11 protein-coding genes are annotated in these 19,839 nt (G+C 30.0%); 3 read left to right on the top strand and 8 right to left on the bottom strand.

All coding sequences use genetic code 11. The annotated features are described in order from the left end of the window. Positions 1 to 26: 26 nt before the first annotated feature. Positions 27 to 7,490, bottom strand: a complete 7,464-nt coding sequence (locus L1S47_RS14270) for a glycoside hydrolase family 3 N-terminal domain-containing protein (protein ID WP_238884197.1) — start codon at positions 7,488 to 7,490, stop codon at positions 27 to 29. A 35-nt stretch (positions 7,491 to 7,525) separates the two neighbouring features. After that, positions 7,526 to 8,860, bottom strand: coding sequence for an ABC transporter substrate-binding protein (locus L1S47_RS14265; protein ID WP_238884196.1), 1,335 nt, complete (start codon positions 8,858 to 8,860; stop codon positions 7,526 to 7,528). Positions 8,861 to 9,086: 226 nt separating this feature from the next. Between L1S47_RS14265 and L1S47_RS14260 the strand changes: the two genes are divergently transcribed. Together L1S47_RS14260 and L1S47_RS14255 are read left to right on the top strand one after the other, a co-directional pair. After that, positions 9,087 to 10,907: a sensor histidine kinase gene (locus L1S47_RS14260; protein ID WP_238884194.1), complete on the top strand. Its 1,821-nt coding sequence runs from the start codon at positions 9,087 to 9,089 to the stop codon at positions 10,905 to 10,907. 29 nt (positions 10,908 to 10,936) lie between these two features. Then, a complete protein-coding gene (locus L1S47_RS14255; RefSeq protein ID WP_238884193.1) occupies positions 10,937 to 12,532 on the top strand; it encodes a response regulator in 1,596 nt (531 codons plus the stop codon). Positions 12,533 to 12,563: 31 nt separating this feature from the next. Here the strand turns inward: L1S47_RS14255 and L1S47_RS14250 are convergent, their stop codons facing one another. After that, on the bottom strand, positions 12,564 to 13,634 hold the full coding sequence (locus L1S47_RS14250) for a mannose-1-phosphate guanylyltransferase (RefSeq protein WP_238884192.1): 1,071 nt from the start codon (positions 13,632 to 13,634) through the stop codon (positions 12,564 to 12,566). A gap of 172 nt (positions 13,635 to 13,806) precedes the next feature. Between L1S47_RS14250 and hydE the strand changes: the two genes are divergently transcribed. After that, on the top strand, positions 13,807 to 14,859 hold the full coding sequence (gene hydE, locus L1S47_RS14245) for a [FeFe] hydrogenase H-cluster radical SAM maturase HydE (protein ID WP_238884191.1): 1,053 nt from the start codon (positions 13,807 to 13,809) through the stop codon (positions 14,857 to 14,859). 288 nt (positions 14,860 to 15,147) lie between these two features. Here hydE and L1S47_RS14240 read toward each other — a convergent pair whose 3' ends face one another. The 5 genes from L1S47_RS14240 to L1S47_RS14220 form a co-directional block, all read right to left on the bottom strand. After that, positions 15,148 to 15,780: a hypothetical protein gene (locus L1S47_RS14240; RefSeq protein WP_238884190.1), complete on the bottom strand. Its 633-nt coding sequence runs from the start codon at positions 15,778 to 15,780 to the stop codon at positions 15,148 to 15,150. A gap of 134 nt (positions 15,781 to 15,914) precedes the next feature. Next, on the bottom strand, positions 15,915 to 17,129 hold the full coding sequence (locus L1S47_RS14235) for an MFS transporter (RefSeq protein WP_238884189.1): 1,215 nt from the start codon (positions 17,127 to 17,129) through the stop codon (positions 15,915 to 15,917). A gap of 181 nt (positions 17,130 to 17,310) precedes the next feature. Beyond that, entirely contained in the window at positions 17,311 to 17,487 is a 177-nt protein-coding gene (locus tag L1S47_RS14230; protein WP_202768842.1) for a hypothetical protein, read from the bottom strand. A gap of 73 nt (positions 17,488 to 17,560) precedes the next feature. Continuing rightward, entirely contained in the window at positions 17,561 to 18,709 is a 1,149-nt protein-coding gene (locus L1S47_RS14225) for an ABC transporter permease (RefSeq protein ID WP_238884188.1), read from the bottom strand. Further along, a complete protein-coding gene (locus L1S47_RS14220; RefSeq protein ID WP_238884187.1) occupies positions 18,706 to 19,836 on the bottom strand; it encodes an ABC transporter permease in 1,131 nt (376 codons plus the stop codon). Before L1S47_RS14220 ends, L1S47_RS14225 begins: the two co-directional genes overlap by 4 nt. Positions 19,837 to 19,839 lie beyond the last annotated feature (3 nt).

The following is a 19,839-nucleotide window of genomic DNA, read 5'->3' as shown; positions in this document are numbered from 1 at the left end:
CTAGTTGGTTTCTGCATTTTTATTTCTTATGCTTCTAAATCTTTTTTTCTCCTTCTTACTAAGAAAGCTCCAGAGAGTAACATTATCATTCCTAAGAATATAATGTTATTGGTATTAATATCTGATCCTGTTTTAGGAAGTACTCCATTACTACTTTGTGCTACTTCTGCTACTATGAATTTTGAGAAATGTTTTGTATTAAATATTACTTTGTTTCCATCTACTCTAGTATTCATTAATTCGAACTTTCCAGTTGATTCATTATAATAGAATACTCCAATGTTATTCATATTTAATGATTTTATCTCTGAATCACTTAAGGTTAATGAAACTTCTGCTTCCCCTTTTGCAAAGTTATGAATTTGTACTTTCTTATCCCCATTTACAACAAATAGATTGAAGTTAAATACTCTACTTAAGCCCTTAATATGCTTAGTTAAATCAGAACCCTCTTCTAAGGTTAAGTTTAATACAACTTTTGAACCTGTTGTTAAAAGTGATTTATCAATTGCACTAAAAGGTAATGTGATGGTTGATGAATCATTCTTTATTTCTAGACTTCCTGTTCCATTCATAATTGACTCTATATCTGATATTTCTACAAATACACCTTTTTGTCCGTTTGGAACTTCTATTATATTCTTTCCGTCTTTATTGTTAATCTTATTAACAACAACTACTTTATTTCCATTTTCGTCAGTAATAATTGAAGTTGTTGGATTTGAACCATTATCTCCTGGTGTTGGATTGCCACCGTTTCCTGGATTATTTCCTTCTCCATTACCTGGATCAGCTGGTTTATCCTTAACTGTTACTACTCTTTCCTTTGTAATTACTGTATTTTCACGATCTGTTATCTTATATACAACCTTGTAAGTTCCTGCTTTTGAAGTATCTACATTATTTGAAACTATTATGATTTTTGAAGTAATATATTCTCCATTTAAATCATATGCCTTAACTCCAGTCAAAGGATCAAAGGAATCACCTACAGTTAATGTAACATCTGCAGTATCTATTACTCCTTGGCTGATTACCCTTACAATAAATATTCTTTCAGAACTATTTCCTGCCTTATCTGTAGCAGATACTTTCACCCTAAATACACCATCAGTTGAAGTATCTACAACATGAGTAATTTGTGCATTTGAAGTCATATTACCATCTTTATTATCAGTTACTTTTAATCCTAAGTCAGCTATTGGATCAAATTTAGAACCTACAGCTATTATAGCATTATGACCTTCTATAACTGGTGCTGTACCATCTTCTCTTATTGTAAGTTTAAATGTCTTTTCAGTTTGATTCCCTGAGTCATCAGTAACTGAAGCTTTAACTTCATATTCTCCAACTGTATTAAAATCAACTTTACTAGAATCTATTACAACTTTAGATGTTATATCTCCGTCTAAGTCATCAATAGCTACAATTGATAATGCTTTTAATAAATCTGCATTTGAACCTTTTTCAATTGCTCCATCCTTACCAGTTAATTCTGGTGCACCACTATCCTTTACTGGTTCAAAAGTGAGTGATCTGTAGTTGTATCCATCACCATCTACATAAACTCTAATAGTTTGTACTCCTTTATCAAGAGTTACATATATAGGTGTTGTTGTATCAACAAACTTACCCCAATCTCCGGTTGAAGTTAATGGAAGTCTTCCTAATTCTTTACCTGAACCTGTTTGTAGAACTGCTACAGCTCCACTTACAGTTGTTGCATAATTAAAGTTTACTTTATACTTTCCTGCTTCAGCCACATTTACTGAGTAATCTAAGTAAGTGCCTGCTACAGTACATCCAATATTCTTTATATTGTTCTTAGTTTCAATTGCATATCCCTTATCATTAGATCCTTTATAGAAGCTATCTGCTACAACTGTAGATTTATCTCCTAAAGTTCCACTAATAACTTGAGGTTGTGCTTTCTTCTCAATCTTAATTGAGCTTAATGTGAACCCTGTATTTACAGCTTCAAATCTTAATGTTTGTAATCCTGCTTCTAAAGTTATAGTATCCTTAAAACTATTTGTTGCATTATAGAAGTTTCCTAAGTTATAAGTTACTAAATTTCCAGCAATATTAATTCCACTACCTTTACTTACTTTTATAGCATTAGCAATAGACGCATTATTTTTTCCTGTATAAGTTAATGTATATTCTCCTGCTTCAGCTACATTCAAGTAATAATCCACTCTATTTCCAGACACTACGTTCGATGCTAAAGAACCTTTTGTTCTGTATGCATTAGCTTCAGTTAATGTAACTGCTGTATTTCCTATAACATTTGGTGTAGGTAATAGGTCACTCTTTACACATGTAACATCTTTAGTTAATACTGTATTGCCTATAGAATCACTATATGCAGATGCTGGAACATTAACAGTTAAAATTAAATCTTCATAATAAGTTTTCCAACCAGTTAATTTAACTTTAACATGAGTTGAATCAATATATTCAACTGAGCTTAATTTCACATTTCCATTAGTGATTATATCTCCTGATAAAGTTATTGTATTTACTTTATCTTGAACAAAAGTACCGCCATTTAGTGTTACTATAAATTCATTTGTATTAATTGCAATATTAGAATCAGTAGTTAATTCTTCTGCATCATTATTTGCAACTATTACAAAATCATCAGTTATGCTATAAGTTTTAGCATCTCCACCTACCAATTCTTTAGCTGCCATTGCAACTGTAACAGTTTTGTCTAAATCAAAATCAACATTTCTTTCACCTGATAGTGTTATTTTTGCATGAGTTGCATCTATTCTATCTACATTATAAGTCACTCCAGCTGGAAGATTAGATAACACCCAATTACTATTATTTAATGTATCTACAAATGTTCCATTTGATAATTCAACATTAATCACTTTTCCATTTAATGAATTTTCAGTTATATCTGTACTTGTAAGTTTTATTGATGAACCTACTGTAAAGTAGTCTAAGTTGAAGCCTTGCTTTACGACAAATTTCAATGTTTGTTCCCCAGCAGGAAGATTGATACTAGCATTTGTAAGTTTCCAGTTTGCCCAATCTCCTGTACTTGCTAAAGAAATAGTGCCTAACTTAATATCATTAGAATAAACATCAAACTCTGGATTAGCAGTCCCTGATGAAATTAACATATTTAAATCATACACTCCAGCTTCAGCTACATTTACCTTGTATGAAACAAAATCATCTTTATCTAAATATCCAATAGCATTATTCTCAACAACAATACCGTTAGCATTAGTAAATGCTTCTGCTTCAATTCTTCCAGGTAAATTATGAATTTCCTTTACCTTTTCAAATTTTATTGTTCTAAGATCAAATGCACCTGTAACATTTAATCTAATTTTTTGAATTCCAGCTTTCTCAAATTTTACTGTTGTACTATTATCCTTATAGTTATTCCATCCAGCATTAGTAATACTAGTTTCACCTAATACTACATCCCCTTGAGTAACTTTTACTCCTTTTATTAGATTCTGTTCAATACCATTCTCAGTCCAGGTTCCACTTGCAGCTAAGAATTTCACATTATATAGGCCTGGTTCTTTAACATCTACTGTATAATCTAACCATGAACCAGTACTCATTCCACCTACATGACTTCCATCTGCGCCATCCTCTACTACATTAGCATTATTCTTTGCAGTAAAGTTTTTAGCTAAAATTGTACTTGGAACTTTGGCAATATTTTGAACTGGATTCCATTTATAAGTTGCTACATTTTTAGCAGGTACTACACCACCTATTTGAATGCCGTCACTTAATGCTTTAAACTTTTGATCTTTATCTGTTTGATTAATAACAACCATTACAATTGAACCATCTGTATTTTTAAATGCTACATTAGTAACAGTATCTGCTGAACCGTAATTTGAATCAATCCTTACAGCTCCTGGTCTTATAAATTTAGAGAATTGACCTGAAATGTAGAATTCAGGAGTAGCCCAGTAATTTTCGCGGTCATTGGCATCCTGAACCAACATGGTTGGGTCTGGAGTACCTGTCCATTGTTCTGGAGCTATATTACTATCTAACATAGTAACCCATGAAGTATAACTTTCTGCATAATTTCTAAAGTATTGAGCTATTCTATCAGCACCTTTTGTTCCCCATACTGCTCTTTCTGTTAAGTTCATTGATTTACTTGGGAATAAATTATGAACTTGAGTCATTGCTGTTGGTTCTCCACCATAATCATGGAATGCAACACCATCAACTGCAGCATTTCCTTCTGAATCATTTAATATAGGAGAAACATAATTAACCGAACTACTGAAGTTATGATCAAATGCCCAAACTTTTGGATCTACATTTTTAGCCTTAAGAATACTACTTTTAGCAACCTCTGCCTTAATATCTATCGCTAACTTTCTTTCTTGTTCTGATGTCATCTTACAACTTGGATAGTTAATTTCTAACTCTGGTTCATTTTGAAGAGTCATTGCATACATAGGAATTCCTAATTTAGCGTACTCCTCCATATATCTAACATAGTATTTAGCTAAGTCATCTATATAGTCATCATTTAATGTTCCACCTTTAAGAAGCAAATCATTATTTTCATAACTCTTACTATTTGAAGTAGGAAGCTTCATCCATCCCGGTGGAGTCCAAGAAGACGCAAATAATTTAACATTTGGATTTATTGCTAATGCTTCTTTGATTGTATCTACAATTTTATAATCTATATCCTTTTGAATTGAGAATCCTTTACCAGTAGTATTATACCAATCTGGATTGCTTGGATCTTCTACCTTATCATAATAAGTGTAGAAATCTTGTGCAGTAAAGTCAGGTGTACCTATAGTAACTCTTAACAAACTCATTCCAGCACCTTTTTCAGGATCTAAAAGATTAGTTAAGAATTCGGTTCTCTTTTCTTTAGACATTTTAGCTATATTATTTACTGAAGATTCTTCTAATGATGTTCCCATTCCTAAGAATGTTTGATATGTCTTTGAAGAATCAACATTTATAGTTGTTGCTTGTTGTCCATCAGGTGAAGTAATATCAATATTATCTTTTTTACTAAGCTTATTTGATATTTCTTTCGGAGAGTCGTACCAACTCATGCTACCTGATTCTTCTGACGAACTCATATATACATCTACAGCACCTTTTTCAATAACTTGTCCTTGAGGATTATAAGTTACAGGAGGATCTTCTGGTTCTGCCTCATAAGGGCCAACTTTAACAAAATTCATATAGTTAAAGTTAAAGTTTCCACTTCCTGCTCTAAATCTTAAAGTTTGTTTTCCAGCCTTAAGATTTACAGTTCCTTTTACAGAAGTCCAGTTTTGCCAATTTGTTGTATCAGGTACGTCAAGTTTTGTTAATAACTTTGAACCTAATAATAATTCAACACCACCAGTTGAACCACCAGGACTTGCTACTCTAAATTCAACTTCATATTTAGCATCCTCTGCTACATTAACATAATAATCTAACCAATCACCAGCATCAGTATAACCAGCATTTTGTCCACCACCAACATCTTGAGTAGTTTCAAATTGGAATCCACTTTGGGTTGAATAAGCTTCTGTTTCTATTTTTCCTGGTACTGGAATAGAAGGTTTATCTTGCTTAACTGGTTTTGCAGGTAATTCTTTATTTTCACCTTTTTTAAGTCCAAAACCATAATTAAATAATGCTTTTCCATCATCATGCTTTGTTGTTATATCTTCTGCATACCATGGCCATGTCATAGTAAGCTTTCCTGTGAAATCATAACTACCAAATAATACATCTGCTACACCTTGTCCTTCTGTTCCTGGTAGCCACGCTTCAACTAATCCATCAAAATCTTGCACTTGATCAGCTATAGTAATAGGTCTTCCTGTTACTAATACTGCAACAACTGGTAGATTAGGATTAGTTTCTTTTATGTTTTTAAGTGTTAATAAATCATCTGAATCTAAAGTTAATTTATCAGGAGTTCTGTCTCCATCTGTTTCTGCATAAGGAGTTTCTCCTATAACAACTACAGCCACATCATTATCTGCAGCAGCTCTTCCACGCTTATTGTAAGTGACTTTAACATCACTACCTACTGTGTTTTTAATTCCTTGTAATATAGTTGTACCAGGTGTTATATTACCTGCACTACCTTGCCAAGATATTGTCCATCCACCTGATTGTAATCCTATATCATCTGCACTTTTTCCAGCTACAAGAATATTTTTCTTATTCTTTAACTGTCCTACTATGTCATTATCATTCTTAAGTAAAACTAATGATTCTCTTACCGCTTGTCTTGCTACTTCTCTATTTTCTTTAGAACCTACTGTATCTAATAAGTCTCTTTGAGCATATGGATCTTCAAAAAGTCCCATTTCAAATTTAACAGTTAAAATTCTAGTTACTGCATCATCTATTCTTGTTTGTGGAACCTTACCCTCATTTACTAATTCTTTTAAGCTTGTCATGAAACCTTTCCAATCATTAGGTTCCATAGCCATATCTATGCCGGCATTAATAGCAACAGCTATCTTGTCCTTTTGAGTTGTAATTCCTGTTCCTGATATTTGCTTAATTCCTTCATAGTCAGATATTACAATTCCTTTAAATCCTAAGTCTTGTTTTAATACCTTAGTAATTAAATCTGCATTTCCATGACATTTTACTCCATTTACACTATTATAAGAAACCATTACTGATCTTACCCCTGCATCTACTGCAGCCTTATATGGAGCAAGTAATTCATCCTTTAATGCTTTTTGGAAATCTTCATCACTCATGACAACATTGCCTTGGTTAGTTCCATTTTCTGTAAGACCTTCGCCAATGTAATGTTTTGCTGTAGCAATAACCTTATCATTTCTCTTAAGAGTTTTACTAGGATCTTCTCCTTGTAACCCTTCTATATATGCTTCACCCATTTTTGCTACTAGCTCTGAATCTTCCCCAAAGGTTTCGTAAGTTCTTCCCCATCTTTCATTATGAGGTATTCCAAGGGTTGGTGCGAATGCCCAGTTTACACCGGTTGCTCTTACTTCTTCAGCAACTGCTTGTCCAACTTTTTTAACTAATCCTGTATCTCCAGTAGCACCTAATCCTATATTGTGCGGAAATATAGTTGCTCCATAGACGTTGTTATCTCCATGTACCGCATCTACTCCATATAAAATCGGTATTTTTAACTCTGTTGAAGTTGCTGACTTTTGATATTCATCAATCATATCAGCCCAACCCACAGCTGTATTAGGTGTAGGTAATGATCCTCCACCACTTAAAACAGAACCTAGCTTATAGGTTTTTACATCTGCAGGAGTTGCTGTTTTTCTTTCAGCTTGCACCATCTGACCAATCTTATCATCCAGTGTCATTTTTGACATTAGATCATTTACCCTATCTTCTACTGAAGCTCTTGGATTTAAATAAATATCAGCACTTTGTTCAGCTGCGTGAGCTTGAACGATATTACCCAAAAGCATCGTTGTTGCAAAAGTAGTAGTTAAAAATCTGGACAACCATCTCTTTAACATATTCAATTTTCCCCCTTCATTTTTTAAACTTACAACTATTTATTAATTTTTTCTTTAGCTACTTCCTGATCCATTTGCGATAAAAAATTGTCCGGTGATATAATACCTGCTGCTAGTTCATAGGACAGCTCTTCGCTTACTGTCTTGAAATCCGGCGTCATACTATCATGCCAAGATGTTCCACTTATTGAAGTTGAGTTGCTTAATATTTTTGCTAGTTCTTTCTGAAGTGGAGACTCTTTAAAGTCTAATTCACCTTGATATCTTTGAGCAGGAACGATTAATCCCATTTCCAATCCACTTTTTGGCCAATTATCAGCTCTCATCATATACTCTAATAACTTCATAGCTTCATCTTTTACAGTTGATTTAGCTGAAATTGCATATCCACCTCCATTCCATGCTATTAAGCCTTTCTCATCATTATTATTTTTTTGAGGAAACTTAATAGCAGTTATATTCTTCTTGAATCTATCTGAAAGGGCAGGATTATTATACATTCCTAATTCCCAAGATCCCATATAATACATTGCAGCCTTCTCTTGAGTAAATAAATTCATTGATAAGTTATAATCTTCTGATGTAGATAGGTTTATATCCCCATTTACCTCTAAGAGTTCTTGTAAATCCTCCGCTGCTTTTTTTAATGTTTCATTTCCTGAAAACTTTATATCACCATTAATTGCTTTATAAATAAGCGCTTGATTATTTCCTTCCATTAGAACAAGTTCTTGATATAACAAAGCCATTGGCCATTTATCTTTCATATTCATTGCTATTGGATTAATGCCTGAACTTCTTAATTTTCTACATGAATCTATTAACTCCTCATAATTACTTGGAATTTTAAGATTCAATTTACTAAATACATCTTTGTTACAATATAAGACCATATAATCTGTACTTTTGGGAATTCCATAAAGTTTGTCATTCATCTTAAAACCTTTTAAAGAATCTTCACTAAAATTATTTTTATAAAAGTAGTCTAGGTTTAACTCTGATGCATATCCTCCTTGCATTACAGGATTAAAAAATGATGGTTGTCCCCAAATGAAAAATATATCTGGTAATTCATTACATATCGCATAAGCTTTAAATCGCTGTTTATATGGTTCGTCTTGGTATGCTTCAACCTCAACTTTCACATTTGGATTTTCCTGCATATATCTATCTATAAGTAATTGCTCTAATTTTCCTTGTCCTGATGTTCTTTCAGGTAAATTGGAAAGAAATTTAATAGTTACTTCTTTACTTTCTTTTGATTTGTAATCTGATTTTTCTCCGTTATTTTCACATCCAACAAAACTAATAATACCAACGAAAATAAATAATATAACATATTTAAATCTATATCCCTTTAATCTTTTCATATATGTATTCTCCCTACTTAAATTAGTAGTCTTTTAAAAGCTATCAAGTTGCTCTCACATTTATACTGCTAGAGTAATTATATAAACCTTTTCATTTAAATAATAGTATTCAAATTTATGAAAATGGTCTCATTTTTTAGAAGTTTATATTTTACCTCTTGTGGAAATATTTGAAATTTATTATCCTTTAATATAAAATTAATTTATATCTACTCGGAGGCTTTTTATGTCTATGTTAAAACGTATATGTAGAAATTTTAATAAAATTTATATGAATATGACCCTTAAAAATAAATTGATTATATTTTTCATGACTATTATATCCTTTATCTCTCTCATTTTAGGGGGGTACTCATATTTAGTATCATCAAAGTCTCTAAAGGAACAAATGACTTCAGTTAACGTTAAAGATATAAAGCAAATAAGTTCTAATATAGACTTTTTGCAAAAAGATGTAATCGATTTATCAACTTTTATATGTTTAAATCCACTTGTCCAATCTTATGTAAAGACTGAAGAAGTTTCTAATGATAATCAAAACTTCACGAAGTATGGATTAGAACCGCTAAATATACTCCTCGCCTCAAAAGATTACATTAGCTTTATGGCTATTTATGGTGACCTTGGAGCTAATTATTACTTAAGTAAAGATGGGAGTACAGGACTAAAGTCCTATAATAAGTTTAAAGAAGACGATATATATACTCTTGCACATAAGATGAAAGGACAGCCTGTTTGGTTTAAAATCAAAAGTGGTGATACTCCTTTTATATCTGATAATAAGAGCGATAAAATTGCTATGGTTAGAACAATAATAGATACAAATACCCTTAAAGAATGTGGCCTTATGGTCATTTGTATTAATTCTTCAACCATAGAGAATATGTATTCCCAAGAATTAAAAGTTTCTTCAAACAGTGTTTTAATTTTAGATAGCAATAATAACTTAATAGCTCTAAATGACCCCTATAATGTAATAGATAACCAAGAAAGTTTAAACTCTATTATTCCATATATCAAATCCTCTTCTGGATATAATACTGTAAAACTTAAAGGTTCTAATTATATCGCTACTTTCGATAATATTACAAATAGCAATTGGAAGATAATTTCCCTTACACCTGAAAAAGAAATTTTTAAAAATCTACACTCAATTATGGAGCTTACTTTTGGAGTAATTTTAGGATGCATTATTATATCTTTTTTACTTTCAATATTTTTATCTACAAGATTAACTCTTCCATTAAAGGAATTATTAGCTTCAATGAGATTAGTTAAGAAAGGGAATTTCAAAGAAAAAGTTTCCTTTAAATATAAGGATGAATTTGGAATGTTAGTTTTGGAATATAATGACATGATTGATAATATACAAACTTTAATTAACAGTGTATATAAATTGCAGCTTAAGGAAAAGGAAGCAGAACTTAAGGCTTTGCAAGCTCAGATTAATCCTCATTTTTTATACAATACTTTAGACATGATTTTTTGGAAAGCTGAAAAATCAAAACAAACTGAAATAAGTGATATGGTATATGCTCTTTCTAAGCTATTTAGAATAACTTTAAGTAATGGTAGAGAATTTATTTCAGTAAAAGAAGAAGCTGACTTTATTGAAAACTATCTTCTACTTCAAGGAAAGAGGTATAGAGACAAGTTAAAATATAAAATTAATATTTCAGATAAAATTCTTAATTACTCAATACCTAAGCTTATTATTCAACCCTTTGTTGAAAATTCAATAATACATGGCACTGAAGAAGATAATGATAGAAGTCTAATTATTATTTCTGGGGAACTAGTAGAAGATTTTATAGTATTTCAAATAATTGATAATGGTAAAGGTATGGATAATAAAACTATAAACAATCTATTAAGTCTTGAAAAAATTGATGAATTAAGTACAAAAAATGGTTATGCAATAAGAAACGTTAATCAACGTTTATCACTTTATTATGGCGATAACTATACTCTAATAATAACAAGCGAACTTAATTTAGGTACCACTGTTACAATTTCCATTCCACTCAATAACAGTCTTAATAAATAGTATATTTTAATTTAAGAGAGGTTTGATTTATGTACAAGTTATTCTTAGCTGACGATGAAATAGATTTAATCGATGGCATAAAATCTTTAATATCCTGGGAAGATTATGATATAGAAGTAGTTGGAGAGGCTGATAATGGATTAGATGCATTGAATAGTATTATTAATCTTAAGCCAGATATAATTATTATGGATATAAAAATGCCCAAAATGACTGGTTTAGAAGTTCTTGAAGAACTAACAAAAAGAAAAATAAAATCAAAATGCATAATTTTAAGTGGATATGATGATTTTTCTTTTGCTAAAAAGGCTATTGAATTAAGCGCCTCAAATTACCTTTTAAAACCCTGTAAGCCATCTGAAATATTAGATGTTGTTTTAAATGTAAAAGAAACATTAGATGTTGAACGTTCAAAGGATGCGCTGTTAAATGAAAACCTATTAACTCTTAAGGAAAAGTTATTTACAGAACTTATATTAGGTAATCATGACTATTCCAGTGAAAATCTACAATCTAAGCTTAACTTGTATAATATTCAAAATGATTATAATTATATTTTAGTACCAGTTATATCTTTAGATTATTCCTCAATGATTTATGATTTATATAATGAAATAGATATTGACTCAATTAAAATTTCTATTAAAGATTTGATTTATAATAATCTAAATAGTCTATTTACCATTGAATTATTAGATTATAAGGAATATATAGTAATAATTTTATTTATATCTGATAACTGCTACTCTTATGAAGAAATTAAGCAATCGTTAGTACGATTAAAGGATTCTATAAAGGCTAACCTTGGTTTCACAGTAAGTATTGGAATAGGTGATCCTGTCACCAATTTAAAAGAAATTGATAAGTGTTATAAAGAGTCATATCTTGCTATTAATTCAAAGTTTTATTTAGGTGATGACATATTAATTTCTATCCATGACGTGAAAGAATCAGAAGCAAAACAAAGTTTCTACCCAGTTGAGGAAGAGCTAGCTATAATAAATGCTTTGAGAACTGGTGATAACTTAATTATTGATAAGTATATTGAATCTTTTTATTATGCATTATCAAAAGGTGGATTTCCCTTGAAAAATTATTTGCAAGGTTCAACCTTATCACTTTTAGGTAGTATTTATAAGTTTTGTATAGAAAATGATATTAATATTGATTTTGCTTCCACTAAGGATTTTTCACCTTTTCATAGAATATTAAAATGCCAAACTATAAATGAAATTAAGGATCAGGTGAAGCTAATCTTAGATAAAATATTCAATGAAATAAACAAAAATCATAAAAACAATTCCTTAGTATCTGCTGCGATGAATTATATAATTAATAACTATAATAAAGATATATCTTTAGAAACTACTGCTAAGGTTATATATATAACCCCAACTTATCTCAGTCAATTATTTAAATTAGAAACAGGCGTGAACTTCTTAGAATTTCTTCACAGTTATAGAATTGAAAAATCTAAGGAACTTCTAAAAAATCGGACATTAAAAAACTATCAAGTGGCAAAGCTAGTTGGTTATAGTAATGAAAAACACTTTTCTAAAACCTTTAAAAAATATACTGGCTTAACACCTAAACAATTTAGAGAAAGTATATCAAATTTTATTTAAGTAAAAGCCTTAGGCTTTCACCTAAGGCTTTTTACAAATATCTTTTTAAGTTCTCTTTTTCTCCAATAGTATTAAATAAATGCTTTATTTCTTGATCTCTACTTTTATCCATAACTAGTATTACATCGCCAGCATCTACTATTACTAAATCTTTAATTCCAAACCCAATTATAAGGTTTTTATCATTTCCAAATACTGAACAATTTTCACATTCTTCTAGAAAAACCCCATTAGTTATTGAGTTAGAATTTTGATTATTCAGAAATCTACTCAGTGCTCCAAAGCTTCCTATATCATCCCAAAAGAACTCACCTTTTATCACATAGGCTCTTCTGGTTTTCTGCATTACCCCAAAATCTATTGATATTCCATCAATAAGTTTATATTGCTCCTTTATTACCTCTTCTTCATTTTCTTCTCCTAGGCTTTTATATATTTCCATAAGAGATTTATACATTTTAGGTATATATTTTTCTATTTCTCTTAATATTACATCCGCTCTAAATATAAACATTCCAGAGTTCCATAGATAAGTTCCCTTAATCAAAAAATCCTTTGCTACCTCCAAATTTGGTTTTTCAGTGAATCTAGCTACTTTATATGATGGAAAACTTCCTCCTATTCTCTCACCCATCTCTATATATCCGTATCCAGTTTCTGGTCTAGTTGGATCAATTCCTAAGGTCACTATACCTCTTCTTCTTTCTGCTATCTCTACTGCCTGCTCCAAAGTCTCAATATAGTTTTTTTCACCCTCAATATGATGATCTGATGGAAGAACTATCATAAGAGCATCCTTATCTTTTTTAAGGAGTTTAACGGCTGAAAGACCTATACATGTGGCAGTTTCTTTATTTTCAGGTTCAAAAAATATATTTTCTTCCTTAAACCCTTCTAATTCCTCCCTTATTTTTGGGAGATAATCTTTATTAGTCACTATATAAACATTGTCTTTTTCCACTAGAGGGTTTATTCTATCAACAGTATTTTGTAAAAAGCTTTTGCTATTAACTACTTTAAGAAACTGCTTTGGATTTGCTCCTCTTGAAAGGGGGTAAAGCCTTGTCCCTTTTCCTCCGGCTAATATTAATGCGTATAACAATGCCTTCACTCCATAAATTGTTATATAGTATTTTATGAAAAGTGTATTTTTTTTGTGATAAATTTCCATTTAGAATAAAAATAAGATAAATATTCTTTTTTAATGTAAAATAATATAGTATAATTTCTATAGTCTTTATTTTTAGATAATTTTTTTCCATTAGGAGGAATTTATGAATACAATTGACTTAATTAACAAAGGTAAGGAAACTCATATCCTTAGCAAAGAAGAAATACTTGAAATATTAAAAGATGATAGTATTAATGACGAATTATTTAAAGCCGCTGATGATGTTAGACAAAAATACTTAGGTGACTATGTTCATTTAAGAGGATTATTAGAATTCACAAATATTTGTAAAAGAAATTGCCTTTACTGTGGTCTAAGACGAGATAATAAAAATCTTAAGAGATATAGACTTTCTTATGAAGAAATAATGGATTTTGTTAATAAAGCTGTTAGTTATGGCTATAAAACCATTGTTCTTCAAGGTGGAGAAGATGATTATTTTACTGTTGAGAAAATGAAAAAATTAGTTACTGATATTAAGGCTTTAGGAGTTGCTATTACTTTAAGTCTTGGCGAAAAAACTTTTGAGGAATACAAAGCCTTTAAAGAAGTAGGTGCAGATAGATACTTAATAAGAATTGAAACAACTGATAAGAAATTATATGAAGATATGGATCCTGGAATGAGTCATGAAGAAAGAAAAAGATGTCTTAGGGACTTAAGAGCTTTAGGCTATGAAGTTGGATCAGGAGCTTTAGTAGGACTTCCTGGACAAACCTTAGAATCTTTAGCTGATGATATCCTGTTCTTTAAGGAATTAGATGCTGATATGATTGGTATAGGACCTTTTATCCCTAATGAAGATACACCTTTAGCTAACGAAAAAGGTGGCGATTTCACTCTAGCCTTAAAAATGATGGCCTTAGTTAGATTAGTTCTTCCCGACATTAACATACCTGCCACTACAGCTATGGAATCTCTGAATAAGGATGGTAGAGTTATAGCATTACAATCTGGCGCAAATGTTGTTATGCCAAATGTAACTGAAGGAGAATATAGAGCACTATACGCTCTTTATCCAGGAAAGATATGTATTAGTGATACACCTGCTCACTGCAGAGGATGTATTACTGGCAAGGTTACTCGATTAGGTAGAAAAATATCTGATGGTCCTGGTTTTAGAGGTAATGGAACAAGTCCAAAAGTTAGAAGTTAAATAAAATGAACCTGTAATGCTTAATATATTACAGGTTCTCTTTATTTTTACTCTTTAGGAATTTATATTATTTTAAGGTTGTGGATAACATTATAAGTTTGAATTATAATCAAAGTATTTACTATAGGGTTTTAAGTTCAACTAAATTAAGTTTCCTATAAAAAACCCTGTATACTCCGCTAAAGAGTAAAAAAAAGAATAAGTCTCCTGCCAATTTTTCCTCACATGCATTTGGAAAGGCAGATGAGAGAAAAAAATCGACGGCTCATAATCGCCTTGACGATTTTTTTATATACAAATACTATTCTCTTTAAATTTCTTTTCTGCTATCTCAGTTACCGATTTATTTATTTTCAGCTTAATTTTATATGCACTGGATTCCTCATTTATTAATAATAAATAAAAAACATAATCTTCAGCTTCTTCTTTTCGAATTATTTTTATTTCATCCCATTGTATTAACTCACCATCACTTAATAACAAGCCTTCACTAATCATTTGTATATTATATTTTCTATACATTACATAACTAAATATAATTATACAAATTACTGCTATAAATGTAATGTTAAGTGCTATTGTGGAAATATCACTAAAGGAAACTAAACCTGGAAGTAATCCATTATGTTGTCTAATATTAAGAATCTCGATTATACCAATTAAAATTATTATAGTAGTTGTACCTATTATCTCATTTATTGATAACATGCGTACAAATGTAGTTATAATATTTGTATATTTTTTTCTTGCTAAAATAGGCCTTATAATTTTTAAATATGAAATATATATTACTCCAAGCATACATCCTAGTACAAAGGTTACATTTAACTTTAAAACTTCTGAAATAGCAAGATCTACTAGTAATACCATGGCCAATATATTTTGTGTTGTTCTTTTTTCTAGTTTTAAAATATAATTCATTATAACTTCCCCTTACGTTTTTGCTATATATGTAAATTATATAACTTTTTTCAAGAAAAATTCATGATACTACTAATTTTTTATAGAAATTGCCTCAAGAAAAAATATTTCTTGAGGCTAGAATTAGCAATTTCCTAATTTTCTAATTTTCTTTCATCTTCACTTACTTCTATAACTTTGTACTTTCTTAATTTTAAAAGTATAAATATTATGGCGGGAATATACATCCCCCCAACTATTCCAAAAGTCATAGTGAATCCAATCTTATCTGCTATAAGCCCGAATAAAGGGAAAATACAAATCATGAATAAACTAAAGCATAAGCTATCCACTGAAAGTATTGTTGCTCTATACTCTGATGGTATTCTTGAATTAATATAATCACTTAAAATGGTATATGCTAATCCTCCAGTTATAGATGTTAGTAAGAAAAAAAACACCGACAAGTTCTGCCATACTGCAAGACCCATTAGAGCTAATATATTTACCGTAGATATTCCAATTAGTATCCCTTTAATTTTAAAGAAAGTCTCAATTTTATATGCATATTTCGAAAATATTGCTTCAAACAAACTACCTAATGCACAAATTAATGCTATAGATGTCTTTGTATAATTCAAATCCTCAAAATACTTTTGACAATAAAAGAATACGGTAGTTTGAAGACTTCCTATCAAAGATGAAAATAAAATTAAATATAAAACTACTTTTCTTACTTTCAATACTTTAAAACTGGTGACTAATTGTCCTATTAATGCATTATTTTCTTTGTATCTATTTTCAGTAGTAACTTCTGTAAATCCAAAGGTTATTATTAATGCTATAATTTCTACTATTAACCCTAAAATATATGCATATATAAAACTTAAATCTGCTAGTATTCCTCCTAGTAGTACTGCTATTCCCTGGGCAATTGACATAAAAAATGCAAGATTACCCCATATAATCTTATATTTTTCTTCTTTGTTTAGTCCTTTTAAGCTATCATATATTAATGCCTCTGCAGAACCTGAATTTAAATTCTTAGCAGCTGCACAAAATATAAATGCTATTGTAAATCCTAAAAAACTATTAGCTGTTATCATCAAAATACTTGATATAATTTGAAGAATTCTGCCAAGAATCAGGGTAAATCTCTTCCCATATATATCTGCAATTGCTCCAGTAGGTAATTCAAATAATAAGCTGGTAATATGATAAATAGATTCTACTAATCCTATCTGAACAAGAGTCATTCCCTTAAAAGCAAGATATAGTACCCAAATTGCTGATGTTACATTTAATTGTATTAAAAAACTATAAATATAGCTTATTGATATATTTCTATTTAAACTTTTCTTCATATTCATTGATATACACTCCTTCATAAATCTTTTTACTCAAATAAAAATAAGCCCCTGTCTTTTTTATTAAAAATCAAAGACATAATAAGGCCTATAAGAAAAAGTGTATCCAATATAAAGAAATCTCTATTTTATATAAAAAGGCTCAAGATATCCACCTTGAGCCTAAAAAACTTAAATAATAATCTTATGAAACAAAAAGATACTTTTTAGAGTCAAGGTTATATATAAAATAATTAGTACTTATTCTAAAAATGGACGCACTTCTCCCGTAGAAGTCCAAAATTGCACTTTTCATTACGGAGCTGCTATATTTCCACTGTTTATTTAATTTAAACTTTACAGTACCAATTATATTAGTCATAATCTATCCTCCTTATAAAATAATACATTAATTATATTAAACATCTAATTCCCTGTCAATATATTACAACTTATTACTCTCCCACAAGACTCATCTCTTTATTAGAATATTTTATCTTATATGCTGCAATTACTAAGAATGTGACTATAAATGCTAAAAGGGTTATTATATTTATTAAAATATCTTTAAAATCTCCTATTCCATTTTGATATTTCTCCAATATATCCATAACCCAACTTTGAGGAAATACATAAGATATACTCCTTATATTCTTTGGAATCCATTCAAATGGAACAAAACAGCCAGTTAACATGCAACTTACATTTATTAACAAGTTACTCACTAGCCCAGATATTTTATCATCTTTTATTGCTATTCCCATCATTGTTGTAAAAGCAATAGCAACTAATGATATTAATAATAGAGCAAATAGTAACATTGGCATCGGTACCCCAGTGGATATTTTAAACACCCATTTCATAAAAAATACAGTCAGCAATATTTGTATCAATAGTATAGACAAGTTTGCTAGTATATTTGCTCCAATGAATTTTAACGGAGTTACTGGTGATGCAAATATTCTACTATAGCAATTACTTCTTTTTTCTTCTAGCATTATATCAGACGTAGCACTAGCTCTTATCATCATAAAGAATATCAATATTCCAACAGACATTTGAGTTACTTGGAAATCGTATTTTTTGTCTTCTAAATTATACTGGTTAACACTAATTTCTTTATTACCACTCTCGGCAATAATATTATAATAGGTTTCTTTAATTCCTTTAGCTCCTTGAGCAATTTGTGTTAGTGTTCCGGATTTATCGTTTATGCTAGACTGTAATGAATTTTTTAAACTGCTATCACTACCCATAATTATTGATATCTTATTATCTGTACCTTTTAGTATTGCATCTTCAAATCCTTTAGGAATTATATATGCTCCATCTATTTCTCTATTTTTTATCTTTTGCTCTAATTCACTTTCACTTTCAAAATACGTAATATTTCCTTTATTAACTTTAGTCCCCTCTATAACATATTTTGAGCTTGTAGTTTTATCTAAATCTATAACACCATAATTTAAGGTCCCACCCATTGATGAAAATAATTTTATAAATGCAAGAGTTGCTGCAACTGGAATTAATAACTGCGCTATTATGAACTTTGAATTGAATATTAACTTCAGATTTTTTCTTACGAGATAAAAAAATTCACTCATGATAACTTCTCCTCTCCCTTGATCTTTAAATAAGAAATTAGGATTAATATTAATGTTAGAGTTAAATTAATTACAACTGATGTTGAGACTTTGCTATAATCACCACCATAAATCATGTTTATTATTGATCTATTTGCCCATCTAAGTGGTGAAAACTTTGTGATTAAATCAAGGACAAAGGGAATATTATCACCAAAATAAACATATCCTCCACCTAAAAAGGTCAAGGCTGGAATAACTACAGCCTGAATCATTGTATTTGCTACTCTTTCCTCTTTAAATAAGAACCCAAACGTTACCCCTAAGGCTGCTGCAAAAAGATTTAATGTTATAAAAATGGTGAACAAAGTTAGTAAATCTGTTCCATAATATATTCCTATTATCTCCTTGAGTATGATAAAAGGAACTGTCATTAATACCATATTAAATATAGTCATACTTAAGATTCTGGAAATGATATATTGAAGCTTTGATACTCCTGCAAGAAATATTCTTCCTTCTGTCCCATTTCTTCTTTGAGTATTTACTATTCCTAATGAAAACAGGCTTATATACATAATTATCATGGTGAATTCTGCTACTCCATAGTAATCATAGGAGGTCATTTCTCTTTTTAATTCTATCCTCTTAAAATCTGTAAAGTCTTTTTGAATTTTACTAAAATCAATATTTCGAATAGCCTCTGGATTTATTTTCTCAATAGAATACATTACATTAAATTTATCTGCAATTGTATTTAAAACTCCATAAACAATTTCAGTTGAAACACTTCCATTATTATTTCTATAAACTTTTACTTCTTTATCGGTAAAACTTATTGCTAATGAATCATAATTTTTCCCGATTTTTTCATTGGCTTCATTTATGTCTTGTACTTTTTCCATATCAAAATCTATTTTACCTTGCAATGACTTAAACACATCAAGAAATTGAGCACTTACTTCTTTTCCATCTGAAACATAATATACCTTGACTTTTTCCATCTCATAATTAGAATAGAATACATTTTTCAATACAAATCCTAACACTAATGTTAGTACTATTGGATAAAACAAAATTGTTATGATATACTTACTAGATTTATTTGCCAATATATCATATTTTATTATTGCAAATATCTTTCTCATGAT

It is taken from the genome of Clostridium sp. YIM B02551 (assembly GCF_022324735.1).
Taxonomy (GTDB): domain Bacteria; phylum Bacillota; class Clostridia; order Clostridiales; family Clostridiaceae; genus Clostridium_T; species Clostridium_T paridis.
This window is presented reverse-complemented; position numbering and strand designations above follow the sequence as displayed.